At 72.2% G+C, this 12867-nt stretch carries 11 protein-coding genes; 7 read left to right on the forward strand and 4 right to left on the reverse strand.

The window, feature by feature from the left end; translation table 11 throughout:
* Nucleotides 1-91: 91 nt before the first annotated feature.
* Both tal and tkt read right to left on the reverse strand, forming a co-directional pair.
* Nucleotides 92-1183 (reverse strand): transaldolase, encoded by a 1092-nt coding sequence (gene tal / locus ABD844_RS06020; protein WP_344873775.1) that lies wholly within the window; start codon nt 1181-1183, stop codon nt 92-94.
* Nucleotides 1184-1190: 7 nt separating this feature from the next.
* Nucleotides 1191-3221, reverse strand: coding sequence for a transketolase (tkt, locus tag ABD844_RS06025; RefSeq protein ID WP_425568513.1), 2031 nt, complete (start codon nt 3219-3221; stop codon nt 1191-1193).
* A 418-nt stretch (nt 3222-3639) separates the two neighbouring features.
* Between tkt and ABD844_RS06030 the strand changes: the two genes are divergently transcribed.
* Nucleotides 3640-4584, forward strand: a complete 945-nt coding sequence (locus tag ABD844_RS06030; RefSeq protein ID WP_344873779.1) for a heme o synthase — start codon at nt 3640-3642, stop codon at nt 4582-4584.
* A 101-nt stretch (nt 4585-4685) separates the two neighbouring features.
* A complete protein-coding gene (locus tag ABD844_RS06035) occupies nt 4686-5876 on the forward strand; it encodes a PrsW family intramembrane metalloprotease (protein WP_344873781.1) in 1191 nt (396 codons plus the stop codon).
* 11 nt (nt 5877-5887) lie between these two features.
* Here ABD844_RS06035 and ABD844_RS06040 read toward each other — a convergent pair whose 3' ends face one another.
* Both ABD844_RS06040 and ABD844_RS06045 read right to left on the reverse strand, forming a co-directional pair.
* Entirely contained in the window at nt 5888-6586 is a 699-nt protein-coding gene (locus ABD844_RS06040) for a SanA/YdcF family protein (protein WP_344873783.1), read from the reverse strand.
* Between the two features lie 62 nt (nt 6587-6648).
* Nucleotides 6649-7635, reverse strand: coding sequence for a COX15/CtaA family protein (locus ABD844_RS06045; protein WP_344873785.1), 987 nt, complete (start codon nt 7633-7635; stop codon nt 6649-6651).
* Nucleotides 7636-7979: 344 nt separating this feature from the next.
* Here ABD844_RS06045 and ABD844_RS06050 point away from each other — a divergent pair, with 344 nt between their 5' ends.
* The 5 genes from ABD844_RS06050 to ABD844_RS06070 are packed head-to-tail and all read left to right on the forward strand — an operon-like array spanning nt 7980 to nt 12864.
* The gene (locus tag ABD844_RS06050; protein WP_344873787.1) at nt 7980-9215 is read left to right on the forward strand and encodes an NAD(P)/FAD-dependent oxidoreductase; all 1236 of its coding nucleotides are present in this window, start codon (nt 7980-7982) and stop codon (nt 9213-9215) included.
* The gene (locus ABD844_RS06055) at nt 9212-9454 is read left to right on the forward strand and encodes a (2Fe-2S)-binding protein (RefSeq protein ID WP_344475636.1); all 243 of its coding nucleotides are present in this window, start codon (nt 9212-9214) and stop codon (nt 9452-9454) included. The genes ABD844_RS06050 and ABD844_RS06055 overlap by 4 nt, the downstream gene beginning before the upstream one ends.
* Nucleotides 9451-10950: an FAD/NAD(P)-dependent oxidoreductase gene (locus tag ABD844_RS06060; protein WP_344873789.1), complete on the forward strand. Its 1500-nt coding sequence runs from the start codon at nt 9451-9453 to the stop codon at nt 10948-10950. Before ABD844_RS06055 ends, ABD844_RS06060 begins: the two co-directional genes overlap by 4 nt.
* 22 nt (nt 10951-10972) lie before the next feature.
* Nucleotides 10973-11866, forward strand: coding sequence for a dihydrodipicolinate synthase family protein (locus ABD844_RS06065; RefSeq protein WP_344873791.1), 894 nt, complete (start codon nt 10973-10975; stop codon nt 11864-11866).
* A complete protein-coding gene (locus ABD844_RS06070) occupies nt 11863-12864 on the forward strand; it encodes a proline racemase family protein (RefSeq protein ID WP_344873793.1) in 1002 nt (333 codons plus the stop codon). The genes ABD844_RS06065 and ABD844_RS06070 overlap by 4 nt, the downstream gene beginning before the upstream one ends.
* Nucleotides 12865-12867 lie beyond the last annotated feature (3 nt).

Raw genomic sequence — 12867 nt, forward strand, 5'->3', positions numbered from 1 at the left:
GCGAGCCGCGCGGGCACGCCGTCGGCGACGAGACGCCCCGCGGCGGAGGAGGCGGCCGAGGCCACCCCCTCCTCGCGGTAGGACACCTCCATCACGGAACCAGGTTCTTGGTGACGCTCTCGAGCAGCTCGTTCCAGGACGCCTCGAACTTCTCCACGCCCTCCTCCTCCAGCACCTTCACCACGTCGTCGTAGTCGACGCCGGCGTCCTTGAGCGCGGCCATGGTGTTCCACGCCTGCTCGTAGAAGGGGCGTACGGTGTCGCCCGAGACGTTGGCGTGGTCGGCCGTGGCGTCGAGCGTCTTCTCCGGCATCGTGTTGACGGTGCCGGGCGCGACGAGCTGGTCGACGTAGAGGGTGTCGGAGTATTCGGGGTTCTTCACGCCGGTCGAGGCCCACAGCGGCCGCTGCGGGCGGGCGCCCGCCTCGCGCAGGCGCTGCCAGCGCTCGGAGTTCATCACGTCCTCGAAGGCCGCGTACGCCAGGCGCGCGTTGGCCACGCCCGCCTTGCCCTTCAGCTCCGGCTTGCCCAGGCTGTCGAGCCGCTTGTCGATCTCGGTGTCGACCCGGCTGACGAAGAACGAGGCCACCGACTCGATCGTGGCCAGGTTGAGGCCCTTGGCCTGCGCGGCCTCCAGACCGGCGAGCCAGGCGTCCATGACCGCGCGGTAACGCTCGAGTGAGAAGATCAGCGTGACGTTGACGCTGATGCCCTCCGACAGCGCCTGCGTGATCGCGGGCAGGCCCTCCAGCGTGGCCGGGATCTTGATGAACAGGTTGGGCCGGTCGACCAGCCACCACAGCGCCCTGGCCTCGGCCACGGTCTTCTCGCTCTCGCGGGCCAGGCGGGGGTCGACCTCCAGCGACACGCGGCCGTCGACGCCGCCCGTGGCGTCGTAGACCGGGCGCAGCACGTCGGCGGCCCAGCGGATGTCGTAGGTGGTGATGGCGCGCACGGCCTCGCCCACCTCGACGCCCCGCACGGCCAGGTCGTGGAGCTGGCTGTCGTAGGCGTCGCCCTTGCCGAGCGCGTTGGCGAAGATGGTCGGGTTGGAGGTCACCCCGACGACGTTCTTCTCGCTGATCAGCCGCTCCAGGTTGCCGCTGCGCAGGCGCTCACGGCTGATGTCGTCGAGCCAGATGGCAACGCCCTGGCCGGACAGCTTGTTGAGGATCTCGCTCATCTCTTCTTCAGTTTCCCGTCGTCTCGCCCTTGTCCTGACCCAGTTTGGCCAGGCTCGCCTTCGCCGCCGCCGCCACCCGCTCAGCCGTCAGCCCGAACTGCTCGAACAACGTCCTGTACGGCGCCGAGGCGCCGAAGTGCTCGAGGCTGACCACTTCGCCGCACTCGCCGACGAATTCGTGCCAGCCGAGCGCGACGCCCGCCTCGACGGCGACCCGGGCCCGGATCGACGAAGGCAGAACCGTCTGCCTGTATGCGGTGTCCTGCCCCTTGAACCACTCGACACACGGCATCGAGACCACTCGCGTCGGGATGCCCCGCGCCTCCAGCAGCTCCCGGCCGCCCACCGCGATCTCCACCTCGCTGCCCGTGGCGATGATGATCACCCGCGGCTGGCCGTCGGACGCCTCGCGCAGCACGTAGCCGCCGCGGGCCACGCCGTCGGCGCTGGTGCCCTCGTAGACCGGCAGGTTCTGCCGCGTCAGGGCCAGTGCGGCGGGACGGTCGGTGTGCTCCAGCACGGCCTTCCAGGCGTGGGCGGTCTCGTTCGCGTCGGCCGGGCGCACCACGTCGAGGCCGGGGATCGCGCGCAGCGCCCACAGGTGCTCGATCGGCTGGTGGGTGGGGCCGTCCTCGCCCAGGCCGATGGAGTCGTGCGTCCACACGTACGTGACGGGCAGCTTCATCAGCGCCGCCAGGCGCACCGAGGGCCGCATGTAGTCGGAGAAGACCAGGAACGTGCCGCCGTACGGGCGGGTGCCGCCGTGCAGGGCGATGCCGTTGAGTATCGCGCCCATGGCGTGCTCGCGGATGCCGAAGTGCAGCGTGCGGCCGTAGCGGTTACCGGGGAACTCCTTGGTCTGGTATTCCTCCGGGATGAAGGACGGCTCGCCCTTCATCGTGGTGTTGTTCGACTCTGCCAGGTCGGCCGAGCCGCCCCACAGCTCGGGCAGCACCGGCGCCAGCGCGCTGAGCACCTCGCCGGACGCCTTGCGGGTGGCGATCGACGCGCCCGTCTCGAACAACGGCAGCGCGGTGGCCCAGCCCGCCGGCAGCTCGCGCCGGGAGATGCGGTCGAGCTCGGCGGCCCGCTCGGGGCTGGCCTGCCGCCACTCGGCGTAGGTCTTCTCCCACTCGGCGTGGTCGGCACGGCCGCGCTGGGCGATGCCGCGGGCGTGCTCCAGCACCGCGGCCGGCACGTCGAACGTCTTGGCCGGGTCCATCCCCAGCACTTCCTTGGTGGCGGCGACCTCGGCATCGCCCAGCGCGCTGCCGTGGATCTTGCCGGTGTTCTGCTTGTTGGGGGCGGGCCAGCCGATGATCGTGCGCAGCCGGATGAACGACGGGCGGCCGGTCTCGGCCTTGGCCTCCTGCAACGCGTCGTAGAGGGCCTGGACGTCCTCGACGTATTCGCCGGTGGCCGTCCAGTCGACGCTCTGCGTGTGCCAGCCGTACGCCTCGTAGCGGGCGACCACGTCCTCCGACTTGGCGATCAGCGTGTCGTCCTCGATGGAGATGTGGTTGTCGTCGTAGATGACGACGAGGTTGCCCAGCTTCTGGTGGCCGGCGAGCGCACTGGCCTCGTGGCTGATGCCCTCCTCGATGTCGCCGTCGCTGACGACGCACCAGATGTGGTGGTCGAACGGCGAGGAGCCCGGCTCGGCGTCGGGGTCGAACAGGCCGCGCTCGCGGCGGGCCGCCATCGCCATGCCGACCGCGTTGCCCAGCCCCTGGCCCAGCGGGCCCGTCGTGGTCTCGACACCCGCCGTGTGACCGTGCTCGGGGTGACCCGGCGTGAGGCTGTCCCACTGGCGCAGCCGGCGCAGGTCGTCCAGGGTCAGCGCGTAGCCGGACAGATAGAGCTGGATGTAGAGCGTCAGGCTGCTGTGGCCGCACGACAGCACGAACCGGTCGCGCCCGAGCCAGCCCGGGTCGGTCGGGTCATGGCGCAGCACGCGCTGGAAAAGCAGGTATGCGGCGGGGGCCAGGCTCATGGCGGTGCCGGGGTGACCCGAGCCCGCCTTCTCCACTGCGTCCATCGCCAGGGCTCGAACGACGTCGACCGCCTTGCTGTCCAGGTCGGTCCATTCAAGGGCTGGCACGAGTTCGGTGCTCAAGTGCTCGATCTCCGGAATCTAGTTGTCATTGGCAGTGCCGGTGGGTCGCCGGTTGGTCGCCCGATTGGCTGGTCCCGCCTGCGGTGGGCCACCTGCGTCGGCCGGCCGCCGGCCGCCGGTCGCGTGATGGCCCGCACCTACACGGGACCCTAACCGAGTGGGACCGGCGATCGATTCCCATTCCACCCGCGCGTGTCCATGTACGGCGCAAGCCCCCCATTGGCCGGACCGGCCGACCCTGCGACTACAGTTTGTTTGTTCGCAGGGGCGTCACGGCGCCCGCTCATGGATCCGCTCTTATCAGAGGTTACGCGTTGACTCAGCACAGGCTGGAAGCGCCTTGACGGTGCTGGCCAACAGGCAGCCGACGGCCTCGTCACCCCAGGTGAAGGCGCCGCGCTCGATCGGCATGACCATCAGGGCCTACATCGCGCTCACCAAGCCGCGGATCATCGAGCTGCTGCTGATCACGACGTTGCCGGTGATGTTCCTCGCCGCGGGCGGCCTGCCGCCGCTGTGGACCTCGATCTCGGTCATGGTGTTCGGCACCCTGTCGGCGGGCAGCGCCAACGCGCTCAACTGCTACGTGGATCGCGACATCGACCAGAAGATGCGCCGCACCCGCCGCCGGCCGCTGGCCAGGCACCAGGTCTCGCCGCGGGGCGCGCTGGTCTTCGGCGTCGTGCTGGGCGCGCTGTCCACGGCGGGCCTGTGGCTGACCACCAACTGGCTGGCGGCGCTGCTGTCGCTCGGCGCGATCCTGTTCTACGTGCTGGTCTACTCGATGCTCCTCAAGCGGCGCACGGCCCAGAACATCGTCTGGGGCGGCATCGCGGGCTGCATGCCGGTGATGATCGGCTGGGCCGGCATCACCGAGCGTCTCGACTGGGCGCCGCTGGTGCTGTTCGGGGTGGTGTTCTTCTGGACCCCGCCGCACACCTGGACGCTGGCCATGCGCTACAAGGAGGACTACGCGGCGGCCAAGGTGCCGATGCTGCCGGTGGTGGCCACCGAGCGCCGGGTGGTCCTGGAGTCGATCGCCTACACCTGGGCCACCGTGCTGTGCTCGCTGGCGCTGTGGCCGGTGGCCGGCACCACGCTGTTCTACCCGATCGTGGCCGCCGTGCTGGGCGCCATGTGCCTGTGGGAGGTGCACCGCCTGCTGGCCCGGCTCAACGCCGGCAAGAGCGGCGTCGACCTGCGGCCCATGCGGTTCTTCCACTGGTCCAACGCCTACCTCGCGCTGCTCTTCCTCGCGGTGGCGATCGACCCGCTGCTGTCCTGAGCGCCCCGCCCTGCCCGCGAACGCCGTGTCGAGACGGTGACGAGTGGCTATCCGCGACGGCCAGCGCCGACCCCGGCACCCTGATCCGTTAAAGTCACCCTATGGCGACCCGTGATCCACGCTGGGTGTTGAAGGACCGCCCGTCGTTCGCGTTGATCATCGGGCTGGTCCTCACCGGCCTGTGCGCTCTGGTCTCGTTCTCCTTCGACGTGATCAACGGCGCGCCGGTGCAGTTCTTCATCGCCCTGGCCCTCGCCCTGGCCCCGGTGCCGCTGCTGCTGGCAGCGGTGCTCGCGCTCGACCGCATGGAGCCGGAGCCGCGCAGCAACCTGATCTTCGCCTTCGCCTGGGGCGCGGGCATCGCCGTGCTGGTCGCCGGCGTGATCAACTCGCTCAACCTGCACTACATCATCGACACCGCCAAGCTGTCGGAGGCCAGCGCGCGCAACATCGCGGCCACCTTCGGCGCGCCGGTCGTCGAGGAGACGATGAAGGGCCTGGTGCTGCTTGGCCTGCTGAAGTTCCGCCGGGCCGAGCTGGACGGGCCGACCGACGGCGTCATCTACGCGAGCATGGTCGGCCTCGGCTTCGCCATGAGCGAGAACGTCAGCTACTACCTCGGCGCGCTGTCCACCTCGGGCGTCAAGGGCCTGGCGGTCACCGTGGTGCTGCGCGGGGTGCTGTCGCCGCTGGCGCATCCGCTGTTCAGCTCCATGATCGGGGTCGCCGTGGCCTACGCCGCCCAGCGGCGCGGGCCCGAGCGGGTGACGTACGTGCTGGTGGGCTGGTCGGCGGCGATGATCCTGCACGGGCTGTGGAACGGTCTTGCCTCCTACGGCGGGTTCCCCGGGCTGGTGGTGGCCTATCTGGCGCTGCTGGTCGTGCTGGTGGTGCTCATCGGCGTGGTGTTCCGCGACCGGCGGCGCATCGTGGCGCTCATCCAGCGCTACCTGCCGCCGTACGAGCCGACCAAGCTGGTCAACGAGGCCGACATCTACATGCTCTCGACGTTCTCCCGGCGCCGCCAGGCCCGGCAGTGGGCCCGCGCCCACGGCGGCAGGCGCGGGCGGCGCGCGATGCGCGACTACCAGCTCGCCGCGACCGAGCTGGGGCTGCTGCACGAGCGGGCGGCCCGCCACATGGTCGACGAGCACACCTTCCACGAGGAGCAGCGGGCGCTGCTGGAGTGCATGAGCACCGCCCGCGCGGACCTTCCGGTGGCGTTGACGCACGCCAGGTCGGTGGCCAGGGGCTCGCCGCCGCCCGGCTACGCGCCCGGCGCGCCGAGCTGACCGGCGGGCGGTCACGCAGGGGGTTGTTCGAGTACGCGGGTGAGCGAGACCTCGCGCGGGCCGGGGTAGACGGGCTCGGAGTGCAGGAGCTTGGCGTCGGCGAACGCCTTGGCGGTGGCCAGCAGCTCGCGGGCGGCGTAGGCGTACGTGGTCGAGGCCCATCGCCTGGAGGAGTCGTCACCCACCCCGAACGTCTCCAGCCCGGCCGTCCTGCAGAGCGTGACCGCCCTGGGGATGTGGAACTCCTGGGTCACCACCGTCACCCGCTCGGCCCCGAACACCGTACGCGCCCGCACGCACGAGTCCCACGTGTCGAAACCGGCGTAGTCGAGCACCATCGCGGCGTCCGGCACACCCTTGGCACGCAGGTAGTCGCGCATGGTGGTGGGCTCGTCGTACTCCTCGCGGCTGTTGTCGCCCGACAGCAGCAGCGCCCGCACCTTGCCAGCCCGGTAGAGGTCGGTGGCGATGTCGAGCCTGCGGGCCAGCATGGGGGTGGGCCGCGTGCCGTACACGCCCGCGCCGAGCACCAGCGCGGCCTGCGTCTCGGGCACCCGGCCCAGCCAGCCCGCGCCCTCGGCCATCGCCCGGTGGCCCGTACTGCTCAGCCAGGCCCACGTCATCGGTGCCAGGGCCAGCACGCTGACCAGCACCAGCCCTTGGTACGCCCGGCGCAGCCCCTTCCGATCGGGGCGGACTTTTCCCAGCAAATCGCACCCCTTCGGGGCCGGGGGAGTGGCGGACCCAACACCACATACCCTGGCATATCCCGTCAGACGGCGGCGGCTGCTTCGGTGGGGGAGTGGCTCACGGGGGAGTCCGTCCTGTCCCTGGTGCGCAGCGAGGTGACGACCCTGAGCGCGGCGATCCAGACCACGGTGGAGCCCAGCACGTGCAGCAGGACCAGCGCGGCCGGCACGGCCAGGAAGTACTGCGTGTAGCCGATCACGCCCTGCAGCAGCTCCACCCCGAACAGCCCCATCGCCGCCCGCCTGGCGGGCCGGGGCGCGTTGGTCACGTGCAGGGCGAACAGCAGCGCGAACGTCAGCCCCACCACCACGTACGCCATGTCGGCGTGCAGCCGCGCCACGGCCTCGATGTCGAGGTCGAAGCGGGAGGCCATCGCGTCGCCCGAGTGCGGACCCGTGCCGCTCACCACGACCCCGATCACCAGCAGCGCGAACACCGCCGCCAGCAGCCCGTGCCCGAGCCTGCGGATGTCGCCGTGGGCCACCCGCAGCACGGGCCCGTCGCCCTCGCCCGCGCGCGCGTAGAGCAGCCAGCAGGCCGCGATCAGGCCGCTGGAGATCAGATAGTGCGTGCCCACCGTGAACGGGTTGAGCATCGTGTTGACCACCAGCCCGCCCCACAGGGCCTGGGCGACGATCCCCACCGGCTGCAGCCAGGCCAGGCGCACCAGCGAGGTGCGGCGCGGGGCCAGGCGCAGCGCGGCCAGCACGCACGCGACCCCGACGGCCAGCACCAGGAACGTCAGCAGCCGGTTGCCGAACTCGACGGCCATGTTCAGCGGCGAGACCTCGGGGTGGGCGACCGGGATGAAGCTGTCGGGCGTGCACCGGGGCCAGGTCGGGCAGCCCAGGCCCGAGGCGGTGACGCGCACGCCCGCCCCGGTCACCGTGATGCCCGCGTTGACCACCACGGACGCCATCGCCCAGCCGCGCATCGACCGGGTCGTGGGCGTCCAGAAGGACGCCAGGAAACGCGCGAGGAGCTTGGGAGCGTCCGTGGATGGCTTCACGTCATCGATGGTAGGGGCCCGACCACTCGGTCCCGCCATCGGGAACACTCCATTCACCAGTTGGTCGGCCATCGGGAACACCCCACCCACCAGTTGGTCGGCCATCGGGAACACCCCGCCCGTCGGTTGGTCCGCCACCGGGGAACACCCCGCCCGGCACTCGGTCCCGCCGGTGGGAACGCCGAACCTGTCGGCCGCCCCTCACGCCGGGCCTTCCGCCCGGCTCGTCCTTCCCCCTCAAGGGACCTCGCCGAAGTGCGGTGGGTGCGTATGCCGGGCAGAAGGGGGGAAATCGGGCTTCTCAAGCGAAGAAGTATGTGACATGTTACTGGCGGGAGGTGGGGATGTCCGACGTGATCGTCGTCGGCGCCGGAGTGGTGGGTGCGGCCTGCGCGTACTACGCCGCGCGCGCCGGTCTCGACGTGACCGTGGTCGACCGGGGACCCGTGGCCGGGGGCACGACGGGATCGGGTGAGGGCAACGTGCTGGTGTCCGACAAGGAGCCGGGGCCCGAGCTGGAGCTGGCCCTGCTGTCCAACCGGCTGTGGCGTGAGCTGGCCGCGATCGGCGGTTTCGAGTACGAGCCCAAGGGCGGGCTCGTCGTCGCCGAGACCGAGGAGGTCCGGCGCAAGCTCACCGGCCTGGCCGCCGCGCAGGGCGTGGAGCACACGCCCGTATCCGGCGAGAGGCTGCGCGACTACGAGCCGCACCTGGCCGAGGGACTCGCGGGTGGCGTGTACTACCCGCAGGACGCCCAGGTCCAGCCCATGCTGGCCGCCGCCACCCTGCTCAGGCACGGCGCCGAGAGCTTCGGCCACGGCACACTGCGGCTGCGCCTCGGGGTCACGGTGACCGGGTTCATCCGCTCAGGCGGGCGGGTGACCGGCGTCCGCACCTCGCACGGCGACGTGCTCGGCGACGCGGTCGTCAACGCGGCGGGCACCTGGGGCGGCGAGGTGGCCGCGCTGGCGGGCGTCGGGCTCCCGGTCCTGCCCAGGCGCGGGTTCATCCTCGTCACCGAGCCGCTGAACGGGCCCTCGAACGGATCGCCGCGTGAGCCGCTGATCCGGCACAAGGTCTACACCGCCGCCTACGTGACGAACGTGGCCAGCGACTCCGCCGCGCTGGAGACCTCGGCCGTGGTGGAGAGCACGCCCTCGGGGACCGTGCTCATCGGGGCGAGCAGGGAACGGGTCGGGTTCGACCGGACGACGTCCGTGCCGGTACTGGCGAGGCTGGCCGGGCAGGCGGTCGCGCTCTTCCCCGCGTTGCGCGAGGTGCGGGCGATCAGGTCGTACTGCGGCTTCCGGCCGTACTGTCCCGACCACCTGCCCGTCATCGGCGCCGACCCGCGCGTGGACGGGCTGTATCACGCGTGCGGGCACGAGGGGGCCGGCATCGGGCTCGCCCCGGCGACCGGGCACCTGCTCGCCCAGCTCCTCACCGGCGAACGCCCCGACATGGACCTGCGTCCTTTCCGCCCCGACCGCTTCCCCGAGGAGGCCGCTATCGGGACGGGACGACCCGGGCGGCTCACAGGCCCGGTGTCTCCGGCAGATCCGGTGAAGGAGGACCTGTGACGTTCCACATCACCGTGGACGGCCGGCCGGTGCCGGTCGTACCCGGGCAGACGATCGGCGCGGCGCTGCACGCGGCCGGGGTGCGCTCGTGGCGCACCACCCGCTTCGGCGGACGGCCGCGCGGGCTGTTCTGCGGCATCGGGGTCTGCTTCGACTGCCTGATCTCGGTGAACGGGCGCCCGCCCGAGCGCGCCTGCCTGCTGGAGGCCGAGCCGGGGGACGAGGTGACGACGGCGTGACGTCCGAGGGACAGACGTACGACCTCGTGGTGGTGGGCGGCGGGCCCGCCGGGGTCGCGGGCGCTCTGACGGCGGCGCTGGCCGGGTTGCGCGTGGCGCTGGTGGACTCCGGGACACGGCCGGGCGGTCAGTACTTCCGGCACACCGCCGAGCCGGAGGCGGCCCCGGGGTTGGACCGGTTCCTGCGGCAGGCCCGCGCCCTCGCCGAGCGCGCCGACGTGCTGCTCCGGCACCAGGTGTGGCACGTGTCCCGCGAGCCGGACGGCGACCTCCTCGTGCACTGCTCGACCCGGGGAGAGGAGGGGGAACGGGCGCAGCCGCTGCGGGCCCGGCGGCTGCTGATCGCCACCGGCGCGTACGACCGGTCGCTGCCGTTCCCCGGCTGGGACCTGCCGGGCGTGCTCACCGCCGGGGGTGCGCAGGCGCTGCTCAAGGGCGGTGGCGTGGTGGCGGGCAGGCGGATCGTCGTCTCCGGCACCGGGCCGTTCCTGCTGCCCGTCGCCGCGGGGCTGGCCGGGGCCGGGGCGCGGGTGCTCGGCGTGTACGAGGCCAACGGCGGCCTCGGCCTGGCCCGGCATCCGCTGATGGCCCTGGGCAAGGCGGGGGAGGCGGCGGGGTACGCGGCGGCCCTGGCCCGGCAGCGGGTGCCGTACCGGACGCGTCAGGCGGTGGTGGCCGCCCACGGGGAGCGTGAGGTGGCGGCCGTCACGGTGGCCCGCCTCGACGCGGACTGGAACGTTCTGACCACCCGGATCGTCGAGTGCGACACCGTGGCCGTGGGCTACGGGTTCGTGCCGCAGATCGAGCTGGGCACGCAGCTCGGCTGCGCGACCCGGCACGACGCGGACGGCAGCCCGGTGCTGGCCGTGGACGCCGCCCAGCGTACGAGCGTGCCAGGGGTGTGGGCCGCCGGAGAGCCGGTCGGCGTGGGCGGCAGGCTGCTGGCCGAGCTGGAGGGCCGCATCGCGGGCCGGGCCGTCGTGGCCGACACCCGGACGGTCACCGGCGCGGCTACCAGCGCAGTCACGGGCGCGGTTACGGGCGCGGTTACGGGCGCAGTCACGGGCGCAGTCACGGGTGCGGGCGTGGTGCCGAGGGTGTTCGTGCGGCGGCGGCAGCGGTGGCGGGCGTTCGGCGAGGCGTTGCACCACGCGTACCCCGTCAAGGATGGCTGGCAGGGCTGGCTGCGCGACGACACGCTCGTGTGCCGCTGCGAGGAGGTGCCGCTGGAGCGCGTACGCCGGGCGCAGGAGCTCGGCGCGACCGACGCGCGCTCCGTCAAGCTCCTGGCCAGGCCCGGCATGGGCTGGTGCCAGGGCCGGGTCTGTGGCTACGCCGTCGCCTGCCTGGCGGGCGAGCCGCCGCAGCCGCCCCGCCGCCCCATCGCCCAGCCCGTCACGCTGGGCGCCCTCGCCTCGCTCGACGTCCCGTCCGGATCCGACAGCCGCGACAGTCCCGGCGGCCCCGACAGTCCCGACGACCATCCCGCTCAATGACCCCCGCTTGGAGGACTTCCCGATGGACAACCGCAGCAAGCCCTGGCACGGCGTCATGGTGGCCACGGCCCTGCCCCTGCGCGAGGACCTGTCGGTCGACCACGACGGCTACGCGAGGCACTGCCGGTGGCTGGTGGACCACGGCTGCGACGGCGTCGTACCGAACGGGTCGCTCGGCGAGTACCAGACGCTCACCCCGCAGGAGCGGGCGAAGGTGATCGAGACCGCGGTCGAGGCCGTCGGCGGCGACCGCGTGATGGCCGGGGCGGGCGCGTACGGCGCGGCCGAGTCGCGCCGCTGGGCCGAGCAGGCGGCCGAGGCGGGCTGCGGCTCGGTGCTGCTGCTGCCGCCCAACGCCTACCGGGCCGACGAGCGGGCCGTCGTCGCGCACTACCGCGAGGTCGCCAAGGCCGGCCTGCCGATCGTGGCCTACAACAACCCGTACGACACCAAGGTCGACCTGACCCCCGCGCTGCTGGCCAGGCTGTACGAGGACGGGCTGATCGTGGCGGTCAAGGAGTTCACCGGCGACGTGCGGCGGGCGTACGAGCTGGCCGAGCTGGCCCCCGGGCTCGACCTGCTGATCGGCTCCGACGACGTGCTGCTGGAGCTGGCCGTCGCCGGGGCGGCCGGGTGGATCGCCGGATACCCCAACGCGCTGCCGGAGTCCTGCTCGGCGCTCTACCGGGCCGCCGTCGCCGGTGACCTGGAGACCGCGCTGCCCCTCTACCGCACCCTGCACCCGCTGCTGCGCTGGGACTCCAAGGTCGAGTTCGTGCAGGCCATCAAGCTGTCCATGGACATCGTCGGCCGCCACGGCGGCCCCTGCAGGCAGCCCAGGCAGCCGCTGACGGACGAGCAGGCTGCGATCGTCCGGGCGGCGACCGAGAAGGCACTGGCGGAAGGGCTGCGATGAGGACGAAACGCGTCTTCCACGCCGTCGACTCGCACACCGAGGGCATGCCCACCCGGGTCGTCACCGGCGGCATCGGCGTGATCCCCGGAGACAGCATGGCCGAGCGGCGCGTCTACTTCCGCGACCACCTCGACCACATCCGTACGCTGCTGATGACCGAGCCGCGCGGCCACTCCGCCATGAGCGGCGCCATCCTGCAGCCGCCCACCAGGCCGGACGCGGACTTCGGCGTGCTGTTCATCGAGGTGTCCGGGCTGTTGCCGATGTGCGGGCACGGCACCATCGGCGTGGCCACCGTGCTGGTGGAGACCGGCATGGTGGAGGTGAGCGAGCCGGTCACGACCGTACGCCTGGAGGTCCCGGCCGGGCTCGTCGAGGTGGACGTGGCCGTCGAGGACGGCGCGGCCACGTCGGTGACCCTGCGCAACGTGCCCTCCTACTGCGACCGGCTGGACGCCAAGGTGAGCGTGCCCGGGTTCGGGGAGATCGCGTACGACCTGGCGTACGGCGGCAACTTCTACGCCATCGTCAACCTCGCCCACTACGGGCTGCCGTTCGACCGGGCGGCCAAGAACGAGATCATCGCGGCCGGTCTGGCCACCATGGAGGCGATCAACGCCGCCGACGAGCCCGCGCACCGCGAGGACGAGCGCATCCGCGGCTGCCACCACGTCTACTTCGCCGCCCCCGGCTCCGACGCCCGTCACTCGCGGCACGCCATGGCCATCCACCCGGGCTGGTTCGACCGCTCGCCCTGCGGCACCGGCACCAGCGCCCGCATGGCCCAGCTCCACGCGCGGGGCGAGCTGGCGATCGGGGCGGAGTTCGTCAACGAGTCGTTCATCGGCACCCGGTTCGTCGGACGGCTGCTGGAGGAGACCACCGTGGGCGGGCGTCCCGCGGTGCTGCCGTCGATCACCGGCCGGGCCTGGATCACCGGCACGGCCCAGTACTTCCTCGACCCGCGCGACCCGTTCCCCGCCGGGTTCGAGTTGTGAGGA

Origin of the sequence: Nonomuraea antimicrobica, assembly GCF_039536965.1 — a bacterium.
GTDB classification, from domain to species: domain Bacteria; phylum Actinomycetota; class Actinomycetes; order Streptosporangiales; family Streptosporangiaceae; genus Nonomuraea; species Nonomuraea antimicrobica.